This window comes from Verrucomicrobiales bacterium, from assembly GCA_016793885.1.
Classification (GTDB): Bacteria; Verrucomicrobiota; Verrucomicrobiia; order Limisphaerales; family UBA11320; genus UBA11320.
Genome location: JAEUHE010000035.1, coordinates 35,666 through 58,415, shown reverse-complemented (window position 1 = coordinate 58,415; position 22,750 = coordinate 35,666). Strand labels below are relative to the sequence as shown.

16 protein-coding genes are annotated in these 22,750 nt (G+C 59.3%); 6 read left to right on the top strand and 10 right to left on the bottom strand.

The window, feature by feature from the left end:
• Positions 1–30 precede the first annotated feature (30 nt).
• The 3 genes from mnmG to JNN07_04720 all read left to right on the top strand — a co-directional run bounded on the left by mnmG (position 31) and on the right by JNN07_04720 (position 6,238).
• Positions 31–2,052: a tRNA uridine-5-carboxymethylaminomethyl(34) synthesis enzyme MnmG gene (mnmG, locus tag JNN07_04730; protein ID MBL9167026.1), complete on the top strand. Its 2,022-nt coding sequence runs from the start codon at positions 31–33 to the stop codon at positions 2,050–2,052.
• A 713-nt stretch (positions 2,053–2,765) separates the two neighbouring features.
• Complete coding sequence (locus tag JNN07_04725; protein ID MBL9167025.1) at positions 2,766–4,604, top strand: Na+:solute symporter; 1,839 nt, start codon at positions 2,766–2,768, stop codon at positions 4,602–4,604.
• A 452-nt stretch (positions 4,605–5,056) separates the two neighbouring features.
• Positions 5,057–6,238, top strand: a complete 1,182-nt coding sequence (locus JNN07_04720) for a Gfo/Idh/MocA family oxidoreductase (GenBank protein MBL9167024.1) — start codon at positions 5,057–5,059, stop codon at positions 6,236–6,238.
• 1 nt (position 6,239) lies between these two features.
• Here JNN07_04720 and JNN07_04715 read toward each other — a convergent pair whose 3' ends face one another.
• The 7 genes from JNN07_04715 to JNN07_04685 all read right to left on the bottom strand — a co-directional run bounded on the left by JNN07_04715 (position 6,240) and on the right by JNN07_04685 (position 16,168).
• Entirely contained in the window at positions 6,240–7,088 is an 849-nt protein-coding gene (locus JNN07_04715) for a hypothetical protein (GenBank protein MBL9167023.1), read from the bottom strand.
• Position 7,089: 1 nt separating this feature from the next.
• Positions 7,090–9,786, bottom strand: coding sequence for a hypothetical protein (locus JNN07_04710; GenBank protein ID MBL9167022.1), 2,697 nt, complete (start codon positions 9,784–9,786; stop codon positions 7,090–7,092).
• Positions 9,787–9,789: 3 nt separating this feature from the next.
• A complete protein-coding gene (locus JNN07_04705; GenBank protein MBL9167021.1) occupies positions 9,790–10,353 on the bottom strand; it encodes a hypothetical protein in 564 nt (187 codons plus the stop codon).
• 24 nt (positions 10,354–10,377) lie between these two features.
• Positions 10,378–11,604 (bottom strand): hypothetical protein, encoded by a 1,227-nt coding sequence (locus tag JNN07_04700; GenBank protein ID MBL9167020.1) that lies wholly within the window; start codon positions 11,602–11,604, stop codon positions 10,378–10,380.
• A 348-nt stretch (positions 11,605–11,952) separates the two neighbouring features.
• On the bottom strand, positions 11,953–13,077 hold the full coding sequence (locus JNN07_04695) for a HupE/UreJ family protein (GenBank protein ID MBL9167019.1): 1,125 nt from the start codon (positions 13,075–13,077) through the stop codon (positions 11,953–11,955).
• Between the two features lie 53 nt (positions 13,078–13,130).
• Positions 13,131–14,420 (bottom strand): hypothetical protein, encoded by a 1,290-nt coding sequence (locus tag JNN07_04690; protein MBL9167018.1) that lies wholly within the window; start codon positions 14,418–14,420, stop codon positions 13,131–13,133.
• Positions 14,421–14,551: 131 nt separating this feature from the next.
• Positions 14,552–16,168 (bottom strand): DUF4331 domain-containing protein, encoded by a 1,617-nt coding sequence (locus JNN07_04685; GenBank protein MBL9167017.1) that lies wholly within the window; start codon positions 16,166–16,168, stop codon positions 14,552–14,554.
• A gap of 327 nt (positions 16,169–16,495) precedes the next feature.
• On the opposite strand from JNN07_04685, the gene JNN07_04680 reads away from it, so the two are divergent.
• Together JNN07_04680 and JNN07_04675 are read left to right on the top strand one after the other, a co-directional pair.
• A complete protein-coding gene (locus JNN07_04680) occupies positions 16,496–17,188 on the top strand; it encodes a sigma-70 family RNA polymerase sigma factor (protein ID MBL9167016.1) in 693 nt (230 codons plus the stop codon).
• Between the two features lie 9 nt (positions 17,189–17,197).
• On the top strand, positions 17,198–17,803 hold the full coding sequence (locus JNN07_04675) for a cupin domain-containing protein (GenBank protein ID MBL9167015.1): 606 nt from the start codon (positions 17,198–17,200) through the stop codon (positions 17,801–17,803).
• Positions 17,804–17,972: 169 nt separating this feature from the next.
• Here JNN07_04675 and dnaN read toward each other — a convergent pair whose 3' ends face one another.
• The 3 genes from dnaN to JNN07_04660 form a co-directional block, all read right to left on the bottom strand.
• Positions 17,973–19,082: a DNA polymerase III subunit beta gene (gene dnaN / locus JNN07_04670; protein MBL9167014.1), complete on the bottom strand. Its 1,110-nt coding sequence runs from the start codon at positions 19,080–19,082 to the stop codon at positions 17,973–17,975.
• Between the two features lie 210 nt (positions 19,083–19,292).
• On the bottom strand, positions 19,293–20,456 hold the full coding sequence (locus JNN07_04665) for a cysteine desulfurase (GenBank protein ID MBL9167013.1): 1,164 nt from the start codon (positions 20,454–20,456) through the stop codon (positions 19,293–19,295).
• Positions 20,457–20,494: 38 nt separating this feature from the next.
• Positions 20,495–21,142 (bottom strand): sulfite oxidase-like oxidoreductase, encoded by a 648-nt coding sequence (locus JNN07_04660; GenBank protein MBL9167012.1) that lies wholly within the window; start codon positions 21,140–21,142, stop codon positions 20,495–20,497.
• Between the two features lie 107 nt (positions 21,143–21,249).
• Between JNN07_04660 and JNN07_04655 the strand changes: the two genes are divergently transcribed.
• Positions 21,250–22,707, top strand: a complete 1,458-nt coding sequence (locus JNN07_04655) for an MFS transporter (GenBank protein MBL9167011.1) — start codon at positions 21,250–21,252, stop codon at positions 22,705–22,707.
• Positions 22,708–22,750: the final 43 nt, after the last annotated feature.

Genomic DNA, 22,750 nt, shown 5'->3' with positions numbered 1-22,750 from the left:
CTAGCGTCCCGGTCGGTACGGGACTCATTCATGTTCGTTTATCCTAAGAAATACGACGTTATCGTTATCGGTGCGGGACATGCTGGCGTTGAGGCGGCTTTGGCCTCGGCGCGCATGGGCTGCACCACCCTGCTCCTCTCCATTAACCTCGACACCATTGGCCAGATGTCTTGCAACCCCGCCATCGGGGGCCTCGCTAAGGGTCATCTCACGCGGGAGATCGACGCTTTAGGCGGAGAGATGGGCAAAGCGACCGACATGACCGGAATCCAGTTCCGGATGTTGAACACCAAAAAGGGCCCGTCGGTGTGGGCTCCGCGCGCTCAGTGCGATAAGAAAGCCTATCAGTTTCGACTTAAGTGGATTTGCGAACGCCAAGAGAATCTGGACTGCAAGCAAGGCCAGAGCGCCAAACTCCTTTTCCGGGAGCAGAAGGCCTACGGTGTCGAAACCACCCTAGGCGTCCAATACCACGGAACCTGTGTCATTGTTACCACCGGCACCTTCCTCCGTGGACTCATGCATATCGGCGCCACCCAGCAGTCAGGCGGCCGGGCAGGGGAAGCCGCCGCCATGAGTCTCAGCGACAGCCTGAAGGAGTTAGGCCTCGAACTTGGCCGCCTGAAAACCGGCACCCCACCGCGACTACTGAAGCGATCCATTGACTTCTCCAAAACCGAAAGCCAGCCCGGAGACGAACCAGTCCCTTACTTTAGCTACTGGAAAGAAGATTTGTTCCACGTGGAACAATCCGGGATATCGCCATCGGAGCTAGGGCATTCAGCGGGAAAGTACCCACCTGGCTCGATGCTGGATCGGCTGAACGGCCAGATGGACTGTTATATAACCTATACGACGCATCGGACGGCGGAGATCATCCGGGCGAATCTCCATCTCTCGCCGATGTATTCGGGGGTGATCGAGGGGATTGGGCCGCGGTATTGTCCATCGATTGAGGATAAGATTGTGAAGTTCGCGGAGAAGGAGCGTCACCAGATCTTTCTGGAGCCGGAGGGGACGACGACGGATGAGATCTATGTAAATGGGTTTTCGACGAGTCTTCCGTTCGAGGTGCAGATCGAAATGGTGCGCACGGTGATAGGGTGTGAGAACGCTGAGATTATGCGTCCGGCCTATGCCGTGGAGTATGACTTCGCATTCCCCACGCAGTTGCAGCCTTCCTTAGAGACGAAGGCATGCGCGAACCTATTCCTGGCCGGACAGATCAACGGGACGTCGGGTTATGAGGAAGCAGGGGCTCAGGGTTTAATGGCGGGCATCAACGCAGCCAGGAGAGTCCAGCAGAAGGCACCGGTGGTGTTAGGGAGGGATCAGGCCTACATCGGGGTGCTGATCGATGACTTAGTGACCAAAGGAACGACGGAGCCCTACCGGATGTTTACGAGTCGGGCCGAGTACCGGCTGCTGTTGCGACAGGACAACGCGGATGCTCGGCTCTGTGATGTGGCCTGGGAGATTGGGCTGCTTCCGGAACGAAACTACCGACAGTTTTACCACAAGCGCGAGTTGATCCGGTTGGAAACAGAAAGGTTGGAGTCGACAAGGGAAGGTCACGACACTTTGGCGAAGTTACTCCGGCGGCCAGAGATGACCTACGCTGACCTGCCGCAGCGGCGCAGTGATTTGCCTCAAGAGGTGGTGGAGCAAGTTCAAATCGCCCTGAAGTACGAGTCCTACATTGATCGCCAGGAGGCGGAAGTGGAGCGATTCCGAACGTTGGAGGATAAGCAGATTCCGGAGTGTATCGATTACGATAAGGTGCACAGCTTGCGCAAGGAGGCTCGGCAGAAGCTCGCCAAGATTCGTCCGCAAACCATCGGCCAGGCGAGTCGGATCAGCGGTGTAAGTCCGGCGGATATGAGTCTGTTGCTGGTGCATCTCAAGAAGGGGGTGCCGCGGGCACAGGCGGAGCCGGCAACGGCCGATGTGAAGACGTCATCCGAAGTTGCCAACGCAGAAGAACGCCACTGTGGGGCGGAGGAGCATGGCGATGAGCCGAGCGCCCACAATAGTTGCTGCGGGGACCTTTGATGGAGGGGCAGGGGGGGGTGTTTAGTGTTGTCCGTCCACGGACAATTCCCCAAGCGCAGCGGGACCCGAGGGTCTCGCACTAAGCCACAAAGCCACGAAGATTCCCGAGCCTATGAACCTAGGTCCGGGCCGTAAGGGAGGAAAAAACAAACCCAGTTCCCTTCCCCGTCTGATCCGACTGCTTCCTCAGTGTGGTCTGCGTCATCCGCGGGCAACAACGTCTCAACGTCTTTCTCCCCTCCCTCCGAGAGCTTTGTGGCTTCGTGGCTTTGTGTGATGCATTCGGCCGTCCCCTCCCACGCCCCCAATGGGCCGAGACGGCCCACGCTACAATGTAGCATCGTCCGTGTTGGACGATTCCCTCGCCCACAATGCATAGGGAGAGTTTTGCCTGCACAACTGTCTAAGCAGCAATCAGTAGATCATAACACGTTGTACATCAGTCTTTTATGATATTTTTGGCGGCTACGGTTTGGGTAAGGACCGCGAAACCGAAAAGGGGACAGGCCACGCTGCCGCAGATGGGGACAGACCTCGCTTGGCGGTGAATAGGTGCACCACCGGGGGGTGAGGTAGGTTTGGTCGATGAGTGACAATTGGTAGCCAATCTAGATCGACATCGCTAAGGTCTGCGGCCACGCACCTCCCGGTCGATCCGGACAGTGGTTCCCTTGTTCAGGTTCCTGCGCGCTTGGCCGGGTTGCGATCACGGCATGAAACTACAATTGATCGACTGGCTGATAGTGGCGGGGTCCCTACTGATCTGCTTCGTTCCCGCTCTGTTCTTCGGCAAACGCGCCGGCAAAAGCACCTCAGAGTTTTTCGCGTCGGGGCGATCCGTGCCCTGGTGGCTGGCTGGTCTGTCGATGGTCGCCACGACATTCAGCAGTGACACTCCCAACTTGGTCACGGACATCGTTCGGCGTCAGGGGGTCGCTGGAAACTGGGTTTGGTGGGCATATGTCCTGACGGGGATGGCGACGGTATTTCTCTACGCTCGGCTGTGGCGGCGGTCGGAAGTGATGACGGATCTGGAGTTTTACGAACTCCGTTACTCGGGTAAGGCGGCGAGTGTGGTGCGAGGTTTCCGGTCCATTTATCTCGGGCTGTTCTTCAACTGCATGATCATGGCGTCGGTGAACTTGGCGGCCTGTAAGATCGCGAATCTGTTGTTCGGGATGCCACGCTGGCAAACGCTGCTGGCCTGTGGGGTCTTGAACGTGGCTTTCGCAGCCCACTCTGGCCTCTGGGGGGTGCTGGTCATCGATATGATCCAGTTCTTCATCAAGATGACGGCGGTGATCGCAGCAGCGTATTTCGCAGTTAAGCACGTCGGCGGGCTGGACGTCATGGTGCAGAAGCTGTCGGCCCCGATGCTAGCTCCGGACGGCAAGACCACCCTCGAGTACCTCAACGTGCTCCCGGATTTCACCAACAACGCAGATCTGGCTTTGGCGATCTTTATCATGCCGATCGCGATCCAATGGTGGGCGACCTGGTATCCCGGCGCGGAGCCGGGAGGCGGCAGCTACATGGCTCAGCGCATGCTGGCATCCAAGTCGGAAAAGGATTCGCTGGGATCTGTGCTGTTTTTCAATCTCGCGCACTATGTGTTGAGGCCCTGGCCCTGGATTCTGGTTGGGCTCTGCTCCCTGATTGTCTATCCCCAACTGTCCGACATTCAAAAGGCGTTCCCGAACCTGGACCCATCGCTACTGGGACACGACATCGCCTACCCGGCCATGTTGACCCTCTTACCCGCTGGCTTCATCGGCTTGATGGTGGGAGGCCTGATTGCCGCCAACTCGTCCACCATTCTGACCCACCTCAACTGGGGAGGCTCCTACCTGGTCCATGACTTCTACCGACGCTTCATGAAACGGGATGGCACTGAGGGCCACTATGTGCTGATCGGACGCATCACCACCCTTGGGCTATTCCTGGCATCCTCAGCGGTGGTCTACCTGCTCGATTCCGCCAAGGACTCCTTCGACATCATGTTGCAAATCGGTGCGGGGACGGGGTTGCTCTATTTGTTGCGCTGGTTTTGGTGGCGAATCACCGCCTGGTGTGAGGTGGTGGCCATGATCAGCTCCTTCGGCACCTCCGTCGCGCTGCTGATTCTCAAGAAGCAGTATCAGTGGGAAATGAGCACTCACGGAGCGCTGATCGCCACGATCGTGATCACCACGTTCTGCTGGGTGCTGACGGCCTATGTCGGGCCCAAGACGGATCGAGAAACGTTGGTCAAGTTCTACCGCAAGGTCCGGCCGGCGGGTCCGGGGTGGAATACGATTCGCCGTGAGGCTGGTATGACCGAAGCCGAGGGCGCCGCGCGCGGCGAGAACATTCCTCTGGCGCTGTTGGGCTGCTCGGCCGGGTGTGCCATGATTTGGTCGTCGCTGTTTGCAGTCGGGAATTTTTTATACGGAAGAATGCTCCTGGCCTGGACATTGACAGCGGTGTTCTTAGTCACAGGTTCGCTATTGTTGTGGGTGGTGAATCGATTGTGGGCGAGGGAGGAGGGGGCGGAAGCGCGCCAGAAACAGTAGCGAGTCTTCCCGGGCGCGATTGTGTCTGGGTGAGGCTTGGTTTTTGTACGTAGTTCCGCCTTTAGCCCAATCCATGCAGTAGGGCGGCATGCGGTTGCGCAACAGGTTTTTGCGAAAACCGAGGCGTGAGGAGCGAGTGTGTTGAGCGAAATACGTAAGCGACGAACAACGAAGGATTTCGCAAAAAGATCAAGCAAACGCGTGCTGAACGACTGCATGGATTGGGCTAAAGGCGGTCCCCAGGGGCTTGATAATCATGGAAACGCTAAATCCTATACTGGTGGGCCAATATTTACGCCTTTTCCGCCTGAAGGCGGAACTCCATGCGCAAAAGGATCGTTGGTTCCCAAGTTAGATAGTTCCCCGCCTCACCCACGTTTAATCACACCCGTCTTTCCTCGGCACCGACTTTCGGTTTGAGTCGGGATACATCCGGCGGCATGCTGCGGGGCATGAGCAACTCGCTACACACCCTGCGTGCCGGAGTCATCGGCACTGGGTTTATCGGCCCAGTCCACATCGAAGCCCTTAAACGCCTCGGGGTCCAGGTGACGGCCATCTGCGGCTCCACTGCCTCGGCCACTGCCACGGCCAAGAGGTGGGGAATACCGGAAGTCTATGGTGATTACGACTATCGGGCGATGTATCGGTCGCCCAATGTGGATGTAGTTCACATTACCTCGCCGAACAAAGTGCACGTGAAACAATCTCTGGCCGCACTTGCCGCCGGCAAACATGTGGTCTGCGAGAAGCCCCTGGGCATGAACACTCGGGAAACCGGGAAGCTCGTAGAGGTGGTGGAGAAGGCGGGCAAGCGCGGACCGGTGTTTGCCGTCAATTACATGTGCCGTTTCTTTCCTGCAGTCCTGCAGGCGCGAGCGATGGTTCAGCGCGGCGACTTGGGGAAGATCATCCATGTGCAAGGGCATTTCTTCCAAGACTGGCTGCTGCAGGAGACCGATTACAACTGGCGGCTGCTCGCCAGTGAAGGCGGCAAGCTACGAGCGGTAGGTGACATCGGCACGCATTGGATCGACGCCGTCTCGTTCATCTTGGGCGCCAAGGTCGAGTCGACCTTCGCTCATTTGGAAACCTTCCACAAAACCCGACTTCGTCCCAAGGGCGAGGTGAAGACCTTCGCCAAGGTCGATCCCAAGACCATGGTATCCTACAAAGTGGACACCGAAGATTTCGGCAGCTTGCTGTTGAAGTTCGGGCGGGCGAAGCACGGCTTTGCGGATGGTGTGCACGCGAACGCGTCGATCTCCCAAGTGGCCGCAGGCTGGAAGTGCAGCCTGGCGTTCGGGATTTATGGGACTAAGGGGAGTCTGCGTTGGGATCTCCAGCAGCCGAACGAAATGGTCGTTGGCCGTCGTGACGAGCCTAATCAGATCCTGCAGCGGGGCACCGCCGGATTCAGCGAAGACGTGGCCGGATTCACCGATTATCCAGGCGGGCATCCGGAAGGGTTTCCGGACAGTCACAAGATGCACTACCGCGCGGTGTATGAGCACATCGCCAGCGGACGCAAGACCCCGGTCCTGTTCGCTACTGCAGCGGATGGCCATCACGAGGTTCGCCTCTGCGAAGCCATCCTGCGCAGCAGTCGCGCGAAGAGCTGGGTAAAAGTGTAGCCTACAACAGCAGGGCCTCTTGCTCGAGGCCGGCGTTATGCGCGTCGATCAAAGCGACGATCTCGCGCACCTCCGGCCTCGAGCTGCCCCGCAGCCGCGCAAGGGAAGCGATAGCCACCGGATTTTCAAGCAGACCTCGATCCGAAAACCGGGCGAACAGCTCAGGGAGTCGGGAGGGACGATACAGCTCCAACCGATCTCCCAATCGGTCTTTTAGCCTCAGGTACTCGCTCAAGCCAATGGGATCGTAATCGGGGAGGTGGAGCAGACGAAAGTCATCGGCCGTCTGATCCGCGATCCAGCTTAGCAGCCGATCGGAACAGATGCCGCGCGCATACACAGCGAGACCCACCGGCAACGCTAGCCGCTCGAACTGCAGGAACACTGCCGGGTTCTCCACCAGCGCACAAGGCCCGCGCAGCGAATAGCGAGAGGGTTTGGAGAGAACGCAGGAGAAGGCGCCATGCTCCCGTGTGCATTCGGAAGCGGAGGTCTGAACCCCATCGACGAGAAGCGTAGCGCCAGGCTCCCAAGCACGGAGCGTTACGATCTCGGGCAAATCATTCGCCAGCGCCTTGCTGCGACGAAACTGAGCCACGCTGTTCACGCGCGCTGAAGCATCGTCGGCCACCGAGGTTGCTGGAAACAGGCTGGTCACGAAGCTGGCAAGCGCGCCTTTATCCCGGACCACCCAGCGGCGGCCGCTCCCGCTACGCTCCTCGACCAGGATCTCGGAGTCGATCAAAGGTTGAACGCATTCGCGAAAGGACTGGCTGCACCTGGATCCCGGAAGAAATCCCTGCTCCTGCAGAGTAAAGAGCAATTTCCGGATCTGTTCGTCTCGAGCCATGTCAGGAGGCCGCTCGCCCTTTGACTCCAATCCGATGCTTCTGCCGCAACACGATCCAGCCTTTGTTCGCTTGCAGGAAATACAGGGCATCCACTTCGCTGACAGCTTCCGGAGCTGCGGTGATGGCGAGGAAACCGAGTTTGCGGGCCGTTGCCAGAATCGCGTGCCGGTTGGCAGGATCCAGAATCTGAATCTCGTCCAAGAAGAACGGCACCTGACAGTCCTCACGCCGCAGTTGGCTCTTCAGGAGCAACAGATTGAACAGCACCTTGATGGTGATGGTGGTGCCATGGGATTCGATCTGGCGCAGATCGTGATAACTGTGTTTGCGATCGTCGGCACCGACGACAGTGAAACCGAGAGTGAAGAGATCGGCGAAGCGCACCACCGGATTACCTTCCAGCTTGTGCCGGAAGTTCTTCATGGTGGAGGACAGGCTGGTGTCGTCGTCGAAAAGTCCAGGCTGCTCGGCGTCGGCCAGGCTGCGAATCCAAGCCACCAGATCGCTCTGCTCCTTCACATCCATGCGGAGCGATTTCAGATTGGAGACCTGAACTTTAGCGAACGCGCGGTTCAGATCATCACGCGCGCTATAGACATGGCCAAGCTCCTTTAGGATCCGGTCGAAGGTGGCACGGATGGCGTGGAGATGCGCGTTCCAATCGCGAGTCAACGCCTCCTCCCGCTCACCGAGCGCTTCCAATTCTTCACGTAATCGCTGGACCGTTTGATCCTCCGTATCGCCACGAAACTCCTCACCGAACCAGCGCTCAACATCCACCAGGATCCTTCGGATTTCATCGCTCGCGCGGTTCTGCTGGTCCTGCTGACGCAAGAACAGTGCAATGGCGGCATCAAAGTCGTTAGGGGTATCGGTCACGACCCGCGGACCTACTTCGAACTCAGGGAACACACACAGGCCGAAGTTACCCATCACCCGATTGAAGGTGTCTTCCGTTTTGCGGATCAGATCCTCGGCCTCCTCCCGTGACCGCAGCGCCACGGTCTGCTCTTTCACCAATTTGGCGATCCGGTTCTGAGCGGCTGTGATCCCGTCGGTGATGGCCTTGAGTTCGGAAGACCAGCGCGGCTCGTTAGCCTTGGCCTTCTGATACTCTTCGTACCGCACCTGGCGAGTGTTCTTGAGAGTGAGTTCGTGACGCCGCGCTTGAAGCTCTTGCTCCAGCTTCTCGCGCTCTTCGATCGCGCGGAGAACATTCTGCCAATATGCCAATTTGTCCCGATCCTCCTCCAGCCGCTCCTGCACCGCCTCGATGTTCTCGAGCCCGGCCAATGGAAGTTCACTGCCGCGGAATCGGATGGCAAAGGCCGGATCTTGGAGTCCGTCATCGGAAAGCTGTTCGAGCAAAGCTCGGAGCATCCGCAGGACCTCCTTCTCGCGCACCACGTTGATGCCCTCGGGTCCCATCGGGTATTCGAGGAGGTTCCGGTTGAAGAGTCGGAAGAGACGATTCAGCTCATCGTCGGTGAAGTGCTTGCGCAGCGCAGTAACCGCGACGTTGTGGAAGCTTTGGATCGTCTGCTCCTTGTGTCGAACTTGCTCGGAAAAGAAGTCGAGCTTCTGCCGCGCCTTCTCGCGGGATTCACCCTGAGCATCCGCAAGCTGGTTGGTGAGCAGACGAATGGATTCCCCCAAATTGGCGATCGCCGCATGTTCGAGCTCCTGGACATAGTCGGAGAATTCCTTGTCGAGCCGCGCTAGCTGCTCCAGCTGAACCTGGAACCCGCCCTTCTGTTCGGAGAACCGATTGACGTCGGTACGTCGATCGAGCAATTCGGCGTCCATCTCGCGAAGGCGATGTTCATGCCGCGTCTGAGTCTCCCGCAGCCCGGCCAACTGTTTCTCGTGTTCCTTCTCAAATTCCTGCCGCTTCCCACGCAGGTCGGTCCAACGATACATCAGCTCGCCGCGGCAGAGGTCTCGCGCCGTGGATTGTTCCACCAGCCGTTCGACGAGGCCTTGGTGCTTTTTGAACCGCAGCAGACGTTCACGTCGCTCGCGAATGCGGTCGTAATCCTCGCCAAACAGTTCCCGGGCATCGAGAGCGGTTCGATCCGGCGGGATGTCCGCCAGCATCAGCAGGCGATCCCGCATTTGCTCCTGAGTGATGGCATTGAGGGTGAGCAGATTCTTGAGCGTCTCCCGAAACTGGGGATACTTGTCAGGATCACGGAGGCTGACAATTCCTAGGCCGCGCGTGCCGGCACCCGTGGAAGACAACAGCAGCTCCCGATGTTCCTGAGCACTGCGGATCGATTTGAACTGCTTGAATGCGAGGCGAGCATTAACGTCTTGAGGTTCACGCACCTGCCGTTTCTCGTCCAGAAAGTCGGATTCCTCATAAGCCCCGAGATAGCAGAATCGTTCGGGATCTCCGCCATGCGTTTTACTCTGTCCACGCCATCCAATCACGCAGACCCCTTGAGCACCCAGGCATTCAAACAGGACGTAGCTGTATTGCGAAGGAAAGTAAAAGTCCCGCGTTTGCTCCGGGGTGTAGGAGCCGAAATCCATATTCCGCCGATCATCCAGATACAGGAACTGGAGCGTGTTGATCAGCGTCGTCTTGCCGGTGTTGTTAGGGCCGACGATCTGCAAAGCGCCGGTCAACTCGACCTCCGCGTACATATAGCGACCGGAGCCAATCAGGATGATTTTCTGGGGGCCAGTAGGCATAGGTCAGGAGGCGGAGGCGGCAGTGTCCTGGGTCTGAGCGGGGTTGGGTGCGGGAGGTGACGGAGGATTCTGAGCCAGCTCCAGACACTTGGAAAAGATTCGGTGGAACGGGCGAAGAAAGCGGAACTCCTCGGGTCCCACGGATTTGACCCAGCCGATGCGCTCCATGTGTTTCAGAACGGACTCCAATCCTTTAGCGTCGTGGACTTCGACCTGGCGCAAAAGAGCCGTGTATCGATCGAGCGTAAAATGCGGCAGGCTGCTCATCAGAAAATTCTGACCGAAAATGAACTCCTCAATGGGTCGACCTTGGTTGGCGGCATGATCGATCAGTATGAAGGAGAACACCGCGATCCGAGGCAGCGTATCCGGGACGCTCTCGGGGTTATCAGGCTCGAAGTAAAAGAACTCGCGATCATGTCGGACGAGCCGCAGTCCCAGCGGAGCGAAGTAAGCCGCATATTCCTCGTAGCGGGCGCACAGAGCGGAGAAGGCGGGCTCATCATCGGGCCCCAGGTGGCAGCCTCGTTTCAAGTGGTCGAAAATGTCAGCAAGGTGAGGAAGCATGATAGGCGATAAGAAAATGGAGGGTCAGCGCAAGACAGCAAGCTCGACCGGGGTGCCGGCCAGGACCCCGCCATTGGCCTGATACTCACGGGGGTCGGCATCGACAAATCGGGCGGTGAATCCTTCGTGAAAGAGAAGCTCGGTGAACCCGGCGAGCACGTCGCCGATTTCTTTGTCCGGGTGTTCCTGGACAATCCAACCCAGCAGATCATTCACCGGCATGGCCGGACGAATGCGCCCGGGGAGGGAGTTGAGCCAGTAGCGGCGAATCAAGCCGGCAGGAGCCGATTCTTCGGTGGAGAACTCCAGGATCGGCGCAGGTTCGGGTGGATGCTGAAACACGCGTCGGACGGAATGCTCCAACGCGGCATCGCCCGGAACGCTCTGAAATCGCAGGGAACAAACGCCCACCATGGGGGCAGTGCCCCACGCCTCCAGCCCCTCGTTCTGCAGGGCTTCCAGAGCGCGAGCAGCACCCTCGGCAATCAAGCTGGAACGGCGGAGCGAATCGTACAACGGCTGAATCTCTTTGCGACACTGCACAAAGATTCGCAACGCATGAGCCCCCAGGAGACGCAGGTAGCGAAGATTGCGCAGGAGCGCCGGATGGTCGTGGAAGAGCGCGTTGTCGCGAGCCAGACACAAGAGACGCTCGGTGTCATCGAAGACCGCCCGGAGCGATCCGTCCGCGCGCACGATTTCGATCATGGGTTCCACGTAGCGCTCCATCCAGTGAACGATGCGGCGGAACTTGTCGCGAATGGAAACGCGCTCGCGCTCTGACTTGTAGCGCGCGACCTCGAGCAAGATGGCATGATGAGTTTCCTCGAGATCGGCGTAGACGCGGCGCAAGGTTTGGGTGATCTCGGCGAACGCGAGCCCAACTCCCGGGACATCCTCACCCTCGAGCGCGCGGGAAAGCTGGCGTCCGCAGGTTTCCAATGACAGCACGTACCCACGGATCATCTCCGGTGTGGCGGGATTGGCCTCGTTGAACAGATAGGTGAGCAGGCGGGAGACCGGCTCGGCCATCAGGTAGAGATCGCTACCCGGTTCGGTGGGAACCAGGATTTGCAGCTCGCGAAGCCGTCGCCAGGGCGTCTCGGGAAGTTCGTCAGCCAGGCCGGGACAGGTACGGATGCAGCGCAGAGCCTCCGCTTCCGAGATCTCGCCACCCTTGTCCGCCAAGGCGCGCAGGAGGGCGACATGATTCGAGCAAAAGGTAAAAAATGTCTGCGGCGGAACTTTCATCAAAACGGGCGATCGATACTCCTTTGCGTTACCTGATTGAGCGGGAGGAGGCAAGCTTGGAGCAGGGAGGGGGGCGGGTGAACCAACCCTGGTGAGGGCGTTTCCGTGCTGGCGGAGATTCGGCGACTCCGTCGGCAGGGAAAAGCTGTAGAGGGCTACAGCACTCCAAGACGCTTCGCGAGGCAGGCATGCCTTTTGGAGTGCTGTAGCCCTCTCTACAGCTTTTCGGGGCATCCCGGCCGAGACGTGAAAACGCGACCCACCTTATTCATCCTGTCCCGTTGCGTCGCCCCAAGGGGCCGACACGGCCCACGCTACAATGGAGGTTGGGAGGGAACTGCGGCCCAGCTAAGGACCCCCGGTCACCCGTTGCACGAACCAGATCGAAGCCAACAAAACGATCGCAGCGGATCCGAGGCGTAGACCTATCCAGCGGTACCAGCCGGTGTGCCGCAGAGCAAACGCCAGGGGAACGAACAAGAGCACAATGGCAGCCTGACCCAGCTCCACGCCGAGATTGAACCCGAGCAAAGGCCAGGCCAGCGACATTCCTGAAAGGTCTAATCCTTCCAAGACACCCGCAAAGCCAAAACCGTGGATCAAACCGAACGCAAAGGCCACGATCCACCCCCGTTCATGGAACACCGGATAAAGATTATTGGCCGCGGCCAAAACCACGCTCGCGGCGATGATGGGCTCCACCAGTCGGGGGGACAAATGAATCAGACCGAAGGCCGCCAGGGTGAGAGTGATCGAGTGAGCCACGGTGAAGGCGGTCACGGTTTTGAACACGCTCCAGAAGGCAGGCCGCAAGGCAGGCACGGGCTGCCACCGGCCGTCCGAACGCTGCAACACGGCAGGAATCAGCAGCGCGAGAAGGAAGAGAACATGGTCATATCCCGTCCAGATGTGGAACACACCCTCGCGAACAAAGCCTGCGGACCGGTCACTCACCCCCGCCTCACTGCCGGCCCCAGCAGGGAACTCGAATCGGTGGGTGTTCTCGGCCGGGCTCAGCATCGCGGTCGAGATGGTTCCCTCGCGGTCGACCTTCACAAAGGCCCGATGGAGGGCGTCGACCTCAAAAATGCAAACGTAACGCACGTCGAGGTTCTTGGGCACTTCCTTTAACGGCAGGACAAAGCTCCACACGGCGAATCCCGCGCCATCGTGGTCATCGACCATCAGTTCCAAAGCCGGCGGCACGAGGCTTCGGCCGTCGGCGACGAAGGTCACATTGGTGAGCACATAGTCGGCAAGGTCCGGTTCGCCGGCTTTCAGCTCACCCCACGTGACCGAGCCATTGACGTCCAGATCGAGACCGAAGACGGCGTCGAGGTCCCGGATGGCGAGATCGAGGCGACCGACCCAGGTTTGATTGGTCCAGGTGAGGCTCAGGTACGAGTCGCTGGCCTGATGGGCGACCGCGGAAGGGACGGAGCAGACCCAGCTCAGCAGAGCCCAAAGCCACATCCACCCGAATGAATGAGTTCGCCCGGGCCGGAGAATTGCCAGTGAGTGCCGCCTCATGGCCGGGCTTGTTCCCGAGTGAGCAGTCGGCTGATATGGACGTCCTCCAATCCACTCTCCGCCAGCCAGTGTCGCAAATGATTCACGGTAGGACTATGTCCGACGGCGAGAGCGGATTCGAGGAAGATTTTGACATCGGCCGGTTCCCGCTGCACCGCCCAATTGGCCTTGGCCAGTTCCCAGGCGCGCTGAGGACGATTACGGAGATGCAGTTCAAACATGGCTTCCTCTCGCTGATGGACCGCCTCTCCCCGTCGGTGGGCCGCTTCGAATCGTTGGGCGAGGGAGGTGATGCGAGCGGCTACGGAGGCAGAACCCGGATGGATCCGGTGCTCAGCCAACGCCAGGCGAAGCAACAATCCGTCAGGCGGGGTCGTCTCGTTCAAGAGGGAAAGCACCTCGGCAGGGCGTCCTTCGGCCAGCAAGAAATCAGCATACGCCCCACGCAGGTAGGCGTCCCGAATCCCGAGGCGCATCGCCGCTTTAAAGTGAGACTCAGCAACGGCGGATTGGCCGCGTCGGGAATAGGTTTCAGCAAGAAGAGTGTGAGCCCAGAGCCGCAGGCTAGGGGATTTGACACGGTCTCCCGACAAGGTGCTCTCCAGCAGCCGGCAGGCTTCTTCGGCTTGGCCGTTCAGAGAGGCGATGGAAGCGGCCAGTGACGCGCTGACCAGTCGCTCCGTCAAGGGGGTCAACGCCAGGGCAGCATCACGGGCAGCCTGCCATTCACCGCGAACGGTATGGATGGTGGCTTTAACCAACCAAGCCTGGGCATTCGATGGCGACTCTTCGAGGCAGACTTGGAGGTCACGAAGAGCACCTTCAAAATCATGGTTACTCTGACGGACAATCGCCCGGAGCAGTCGAACCTCGGATGGGGGGTCGGAAAGTTGATACCAGGGGGCCAATACCGCCTGGGCTCGACCTAGGTAGCGCGGGTCGGATTCGGTGCGCGCCAGATCCACCAGTCGTCTGGCTTCGCCGACGGCTTCGCCAAGGGGGAGCGTCGACGGGGATTGGCTTGGATCCGGGGAGCGTCGACGGAGGTAATTCTGGGTAGTGGGAAGCTTCTCCAAGACCTCATCGTTGTGACGGGGTATGCGCGGAACCGCATCGACCGGGCCGTCAGACAGGAGCAGGCACCCCATCGAGGCGGCAATCCAAGTGCCGGAGCGGAAGAACGATCGGGGAAAGAGAAGGACGAGGGAACGGGAACACGCCGGGACGGCGTGCGCTACAACGGAACGAAGGAGGCCGCGGCAGGGACCAGTTCGAGGAGGGTTCATGGCAGGAGCTGTTAGGTCGGATCCAGGAGGCGGACCCCGGTCTGTGGATGGCTTCTATAGCGGGAAGCGGGAGACCGGAGTCCGCCGGATTGGGAATATTGACTTAGCTCATAGTCACCGAACGCTACTTGTCATTTCAGACCGAGCTTAACCTTGTCACCATCGACCTCGACGGTTCCAACGCTAACCTTACCGTCCGCTTGGAGTTTGTAAAAACCCTCGGCGGTGGGGAGTTTGTCGGCAGACAAGGTTTGGCTGGCCTCATCCCACTTGGCACCCTTGGCGTTCTCAAACGGGCCGTTCACTTTTGCCGCGGCCTTGAGAAGAATGTTGATGGTCGGGTCATTCGGCGAGCCCTTGAGCGGAGTGCGCAGGTAAGGGAACTTCTCGTCGAAGAACGTGGCGTCCACATAGGCTCCATCGGTGAAGGGAACGGCCTGGTTGGGAGCATCCGGAACGAGAGCGCCCATGACGACGCGCAGCGCGATATCAACGACATCATCACCCGGGCGACGGCCGTTGGGGAAACCGGCGATGTCTCCGGCGAGGGCCGCCAAGTTCTTCTGCTCAGCTGCCGGCTTTGCCGGCACCGAGGTGTTGAGTCGCTGCATCTCGCCAACACTCCCATTGGCGTTCAGGCCGTCCAAGCCCGTCGCGAAGGCCGCAACCAGATCGGTGCGAGGCACGGCCGGGGCCTTCGCTCCCGCTGCGCCATAGAGCAGCTCGATCAGGGCGGGGAGGGTTGGGTGGGTCACGTAATCGATGAATTGGAGATCATTTTTGGGCTCACTCGTGTTGAAGCGATCCTTATCGGGCAGCCCGATGACGACCTCATTCACGAGGGGCATGCCCAGGCGGGAGACCTGAGTAAATTTTCCGCCCGTGGTAATGAAGCTGGAAGTGGTCCAAGCTCCGATGGTGGGCTTGTCGCCCACGACGAGGCAGCTCTTGGGAATCTCGAGGCAGATGGACGTGACATTCTTGTCGGCGAGACTGTCCTTATTGGCGTCGACCGGGCCAAGCGGGCTCGTCGAGATATTGATCAAATCGAAGGTCTCTCCCAGGTTGACCACGAAGGGATCCTTGCGCTGTCCAACGAACACCCGGCCCTTGTCGGGGCAGCCGGGGATCGCGAACTCATAGATGTATTGGTTGGCGTAGCTGTCATAATCGGGGAGGGTTTTATTTCCGATATTGTCGAGAGGCTTGTCGAAATCGAGCCGCCCGGTGCGCGGGTTGAACACCGGGAACCAGGAAACCGGCTCGCGCCGAGGGCCGCGCACCAGAACCATGGTGTACTGCTCCTGAACGTTGATGGCGCCGAGACTGTCCTTGGTCACTTGGCCGGCGATGATCAATGGGATGGCATTGGTGCGGCGATTTCCTTCAGGGCCGATCGGCAGGCTGATGGCGTTGTATCGCTGATTGAAGCTAAACTGGAAGGTGATGTCCTCAACGGCGTCGCCAGTGTTGTCGATATGGATCTCGTAGATGGCGTTGGTGGCCATGCTGAAGTAGTTGGGCCCGCCATAGGCATCTTGCAAGGGGATGTAATTGGCGATCAGGGTGACGTAGTTGGAACGTCCCGCTTCATAGCTGTTGAAGGCGTAGAAATCGGTGCAATCCATTTTGGGGGTGCTCGTGATCGTCGGCGCTTCGCGATGGCTCGACGCGAGAACCGAACTCGAGACGGCAGCCAGACTGAGTCCGGCCGAAGTGAGCAGTAGCGGTAGTGTGGTTGGTTTCATGGTCTTGTGTAGATGTGGTTCGTTTGGCCGGCCCAGATCAGAGATTTTCCATCCTGAAGCGGCATGAACATTGGCTATACGCATGAGACAGGGGCTTGGATGCATCCCAGTTTTTTGGTGGTGATCCACGTGCATGAACCTGGCCACCGGGGAGGGCTGAAGGACGCGGTGGCGGGTATATTTCAAACACAACGATGCATCCGATCGGCTCGCCCAGGCGTAAGGGAAGAGGTGGCAACGATACGCATCAAGTGGTGGGGGCCGTGCGGGACCCCGCCGGTAAACGAAACCTCCTTGCGGCTGCAGAGAAAACCAGGTACTCACGTCATGCGATGCCGGTCTGAGGCTAAACCTGGCGAACCAAAGCCGGCTTCGTTGGCAGCCACCGTGTCCGAAACCGTCCAACGCGAAATTATCCTGCTGGAGCGCATCGGTCGCCAAGATAGCGATGCGCTGGCGGAGCTGTATGATCGCTTCGCACCCATTTTGTTCGGTCTGGCGTATCGAATGCTCAACGAGGAAGCGGAGGCGGAGGACGTGTTGCAGGATGTTTTCCTGAAAGTGTGGGAGAAAGCCGTGGTTTATGATGCGCGACTGGGGACCCCGGTCGCCTGGTTAATCACGCTGACCCGCAACCGAGCGGCTGACCGGCTGCGGAGCGTGACGCGTCGGAGTCGGATTCTGGAGCTGCTCCGCCTGGATGACGAGGCGATCCATCGGACAGAGGCACCCTCCCCCTCGCGATCAGCCATTACGCAGGAGACGGCGCTGGCGATGCAAGAGGCTTTGAAGCGGCTTCCCCAGGACCAGCGCCAGGCGATAGAGATGGCCTTCCTCGGAGGGCTGTCGCAGTCGGAAATTGCAGCGGAGCTCAACGAGCCGCTGGGAACCATCAAGGCGCGGATTCGACGCGGGATGTTGAGCCTGCGCCACCATCTGCCGCCGGAATGGCAAGCCACGGAGCAGAACTGGGGAATGGGGGCAGAATCTCAGCCGAGCGGGCTCGACCAAACCAAGTAGAACCAAGCCATGATGCCAGAACGCATTCAAGAACTTGCCGCCCTCAGCGCCACGGGGTCGCTCGAGTGCCCTGACGCCATGTTGTGGGCTCGGCTGCTGGAGGAAGGCAACCCGATTGCCTGGCGGGAGTTGGCAGCCAATCGCCAGACTCTGGCCGCCTTGGCGATCGCCCAATGCCCACCCCGATCGCCCGCGGCCACGCTGAAGGACCGGATACTCGCCCGGGCCGGGGCTGAGGCTCACCCCCCAGAGCGCGACATCCGCCCATCGTTGCGATACCTGCGGAAGGGCGAAGGCGCCTGGCTTCCCACGCCGGCCCCGGGATTGCGAATAAAGCTTCTCTCGCTGGATCCGGCTCGCAATTACGCCCTGCTCTACGCTGAGATCGAGGCTGGAGTCGGCTACCCATCTCATCATCATTCTGCGGGTGAGGAGATCTATGTGCTGACCGGCGATCTGCGGGTTAATGGAGTTACGTTGCAAGCGGGTGACTTCCATCACGCGGACCGCGATAGCCACCACGAGGAAACCCTGTCGTTGAGCGGCTGCACCGCCTTGCTCCTCGTGCCAGCCGATTCGCTAGGGCTCCCGCAGTTGACCGTCGATCGTGAGTAGCCGCTAACGGCCCCGCACCTGCTCCCGGCTACCCTGGTATCCCCTGGGCTGCCGTTGCCGCAGGTACCAGGCACCCAGCTCGAATCCAGGGCTCCTGCCGTCGCGATGTCCGGCGTCGCATCGAGCGACTGGCAGAACCGACCAGACCGACTGACCCTTCCCCAGCCGATCAGCTGAGCCGCATGGGCATCACCACATAGAGAAACGGCCCGTTGATTTTGACCACTCCAGGGCTGAGTTCATCGATCAGATCCAAAAAGACCTCGTCGTTGTTCAAGGCATTCAGGGGATCGATGAGATAGCCTGGATTGAACGCGATGCTGATATCGCGACCTTTGTAGTTGATGGCCATCGATTCTTGGGCTTCGCCGATGTCCGGAGAATTGGCACTGATGGCGAGGTTGTTCTTGGTGAAGGCCAGCTTCACGGAGTTCTGCTTCTCGCTCGTCATGATCTCCGCGCGACGCAACGCATGCAGGAAGTCTTCTCGTCCGAGTGCGATTCGCTCCTTGGCCTCGCCGGGGATCACTTGGCGATAGTTCGGGTAGTTGCCTTCGATCAGCTTGGTGATGATGGTGGCGCTGGAGCCCTTGTCATCCTTCAAGGTGAAGCAGGCCTGATTTTCTCCGATGAACAGGACCACCTGTCCCTGCTCCTGGAGCAACCGGCCCAGCTCATTGACGGCTTTGCTAGGCACGATGAAGTCACCCTGGCTGCGTTCGCCGACCTCGGCCTCTTCCTCGGCCATGGCCAAGCGGCGTCCATCTGTAGCGACCAACGTCAGCTTCTGCTCCTTGAGACTGAAGAAGATTCCGTTGAGGACGTAGCGGCTTTCATCCGAGGAGGTGGCAAAGGAGGTTCGCTTCAGCATCGTGCGCAGCTTGTCCTGAGCGATTTCGACTTTGCGATCCTCCTGGAATTTCGGCATGGCGGGGAACTCTTCGGCACCCAGTCCACGGATCTTGAAGAAAGAAGCCCCTGAACGAACGCTGGTCGTGTGCTTATCGTCGGTCTCAAGCTCGATCTCAGATGCACTGAGCTCGCGGACGATGGTGAAAAGCTTCTTCACCGGCACTGTGGTGGAGCCGGGGACTTTCACGGTGGCGGCAACGGCACAAGAGATCGTGACGTCCAGATCGGTAGCGGTGAGAGCCAGCCGATCTTGCTCCGCACGGAGCAGGACGTTAGAGAGCACCGGCAACGTGGTGCGGGTGCTCACGATGTTCTGGACCGACTGCAGGCCAGCGAGCAACTGATCCTTCGCGATGGACAGATTCATTAGAGTCTTTAGTGAATAGATCCTTTAGATCAAAGAATCTCACAGTATTAAGGGGTGTGAATAAGGGATTATCCCGAACCCTGTCAAGGTCGCCACAACCACTTGCGAAAAAAGTAATCGTGTGAACAACCTGCTGTGACGATCCCAATGACCGTCCGATTGGTAGGCTCCCGGAGGAAATAATCAAGTTATTCACGACTAACTCAGAGGCTACTCAGAGAGTTGTGAACGTTCGATTAGGCTGGAAAGACGCTCGGTCACCCAGTCGATGTCAGAGCTAGCAGTTTCACGGCCAAGTGAGAACCGGACGAGACCGTCCTGGAGCGATCCTGGGTCGGCGATGGCACGAATCACATGTGATGGCTCCAAGGAACCAGCGGAACAGGCTGACCCGCTCGACGCGCAAATGCCTTCTAAATCCAAATTGGCCATCAAAGTCATGCTATCGGCCTGCGGGACGGTGAAGGCCACTGTATTGGGCAGACAACCGGTTCGTGGGCTGCGCAGCACGACTCCGAGGTGACCAAGCTCGGCGACGGTGGTCCGCAAGCGGTCGGTCAACGGGCACAAACGTGCAGGATCGAATACCGGAACCGGCACAAACTGCTCCAGTGCCTGCACCAAGCCAACTATCCCGGGCAGGTTTTCCGTTCCCGCTCGGCGCTCATTCTCGTGCGCTCCACCGAAGAGGATGGGGTCGGGCAGGAGCGGTGAGCGGATGTAAAGGAGTCCTACTCCCTTGGGGCCATGGAACTTGTGGGAACAGACGGAAACCAGGTCGGCCCCGAAGTCTGCGATGGAGGAAAAGGGACATTTGCCCATCCACTGGACGGCATCGGTATGGAAAAGAACACCTTTCCCGCGACAAAGGGTCCCGAGAGCCGCGACCGGTTGAAGGGTGCCGATCTCGTTATTGGCGGCCTGGATGGAGACCAGGATGGTATCGGATCGAATGGACGCCGCGAGTCGCTCAGGGTCCACGCGACCTTCGGAGTCCACCTGAAGCCGGGTGATCTCGAATCCCTCATGCCGTTCGAGATAGTCCATGGGATGGAGTACCGCATGGTGCTCGACTTGGGAAGTGATGAGATGGCGGCCTTTTGATTTCAGGAGTCGAGCCGTGCCGAGAATTGCCAGGTTGTTGCTCTCAGTTCCACCGCTCGTGAAGACGATTTCACTGGGCTTGCAGGAGAACAGTTTGGCAAGGCGATCGCGCGAGTCATCCAGTACGGAGCGGGCTTGTCGGCCGACGTGATGCACGCTGGACGGGTTCCCGAACACCGAGTCCAGGAAGGGAAGCATGGCGTCGCGCACACCCGGGTCGAGCGGAGTAGTGGCGTTATAATCGAGATAAATAGTGCGCAGCGACCCCATTTGTATTCGATCTTGAGGTTTTGATGACGGTGGGGAACTTATTCGGTCGGGGGTGCGGAGAAGCGATCATCGGTCCAGGGATCAGCAGTGTTGGAGTAGCCGCGCAGTTCCCAGAACCCGAGGATGTCGCGGTCTAAGAAGGTGATCTCCCGCACCCATTTTGCGCCTTTCCAGGCATATCTTTTCGGCAGGATGACCCGGGCGGGACCCCCATGCTCCTTGGACAGAGGACGGTCATTCCATGTATGAGCGACCAGCACATCGTCATCGAGGCAGGCTTCGAGCGGGTTGTTGGTGGAGTAGCCATCGTAGCTTTTGAAAAAGACGTGAGTTGCGGCGGGTTTGGGCCGCACGAGGTCTGCCAGGGTAAAAAAGGCGACCCCTTTCCAGGCCATGTCGAATTGGCTCCAGGTAGTAACGCAGTGAAAGTCGCTCACATCGGCAAACTGGGGCAACGCCAGGAAGTCCTGCCAGCTCAGTGTGACGGGGTTTTCGACTTGGCCATGGATTTTGAGCTCCCACTTCTCCGGAGGGATCTCGGGTTGGATGCCGAGGTCGAGCGTGGGAAAATTATGGACCTGGCGTTGGCCGGGCGGGAGCCGTTCGACCGAGCGCTCTGTAGGCGGGGCCTGGCCGGCCTGTTTTCTCGCCCACCGCTCTTTTCGGGCGATGTAGTCATCCTTCATCATGGTCCTTTGAAAGGTAGTCGAACGCGGCCTGGCCGCAAACTCCCAAATCGTTTCGTTGATTTTCCTATTGTGGGCGCTTTCGGGTCAATGTCATAGGTAGTTGTATGAATTCTCCGGCCGGGGCCAAGATCCCCCTTACGCGTACCCAGTGGCTGATCTGCATCATCGCTTCGATTGGGTTTGCCTTTGATATCTACGAGCTGCTGATGCTCCCCCTGATTGTGAAGCCAGCACTCGCCTCCTTGGGCGGCATGTCGGCGGAAGGGGTGCCGCTTTTGGTGCCGGGCACCGAGGCCTATATCAGTTGGGCGCGCGCATTGTTTTTCATTCCGGCGATTGCGGGCGGCGTGTTTGGGCTCATTGGGGGATATTTGACCGATGTGCTGGGGCGCCGACGAGTGCTGACTGCCAGTATCCTGCTCTATGCGGGCTCGGCCTTTGCCGCCGGCTATGCCACGACGCTGACGCAATTGCTGGTGTTGCGCTGCCTGGTGTTCATCGGAGTCTGCGTTGAGTTTGTGGCGGCGGTGGCGTGGCTGGCCGAGCTGTTTCCGGATCCGCACCGCCGTGAAAAGGTGTTGGGTTACACGCAGGCTTTTTCGTCCATTGGCGGGCTGCTGGTGGCCGGTGCGAATGAGCTGGCGGTGTCGTTTTCCGCGTCGCTTCCGGCCATCCATGGCGCGCATGAGGCTTGGCGCTACACCCTCATCTCCGGGCTCATCCCGGCGATCCCCCTGATTCTGATTCGTCCATTTCTTCCGGAGTCGCCGGCTTGGCTCAAGAAAAAGGCGGCCGGCCAATTGCGCCGGCCCACCTTCGCGGAGCTGTTCACTCCCGAGCTGCGCCGGGCGACCGTGGTATCCACGGTGCTCTTCGCTTCCTGCTATGGTCTGGCCTTTGGTGCCATTCAGCATCTTCCGCAGATTGTCCCGGGTATGGCGGACGTGAAAGCCATGGTCAAGCAGCGGCAGGATGACCTTGTGAAGAAAGCCGAGACGGAGGGTAAGGCCAAGCCCGCCCCGAAGGCGTTGATCGGGGCAGGCAAGGCGGTGGAGGAGGGGGTGGCGGCCAAAGTCCAGAAGTGGCAGGAGGTTGGGGGCTTGTTAGGACGTTTCGCGCTGGCGGTCCTGGCGGTCAGGATTCTTAGCCGTCGGACGCTCCTCCGTTTGTTCCACCTCCCGGCGCTCTTCTTTGTGCCCCTGTTCTTCTACTACATCAGCAAGAATCTCGGCACTGAGGGAAATTTGGAGACCGTGAAGTGGTTGGTTGCCGTGGCGGGCTTCCTGGTGGTGGGCACCTTTAGTTTCTGGGGCAACTACCTTCCGCTCGTGTATCCAGTCCACCTGCGCGGCACCGGGGAAAGTTTTGCGGCGAACATCGGGGGCCGTGTGCTAGGCACCTCCGCCGCCTGGTTCACTTTCACCTTCTCGGCAGCCAGCCCGCCTAGTCCGGCCAAAATTGCGTTGACCGCGGCCGTGGTGGCCGGCCTGTTTGCGGTCGTGGGTGCCATCATCACCCATTGGCTACCGGAACCCAAGGCTTCGTCAGGTTCTGAGGAATGAATGATTCCCTGAATTTTCTCCGAAGGAATTGCAGTTTCTTACG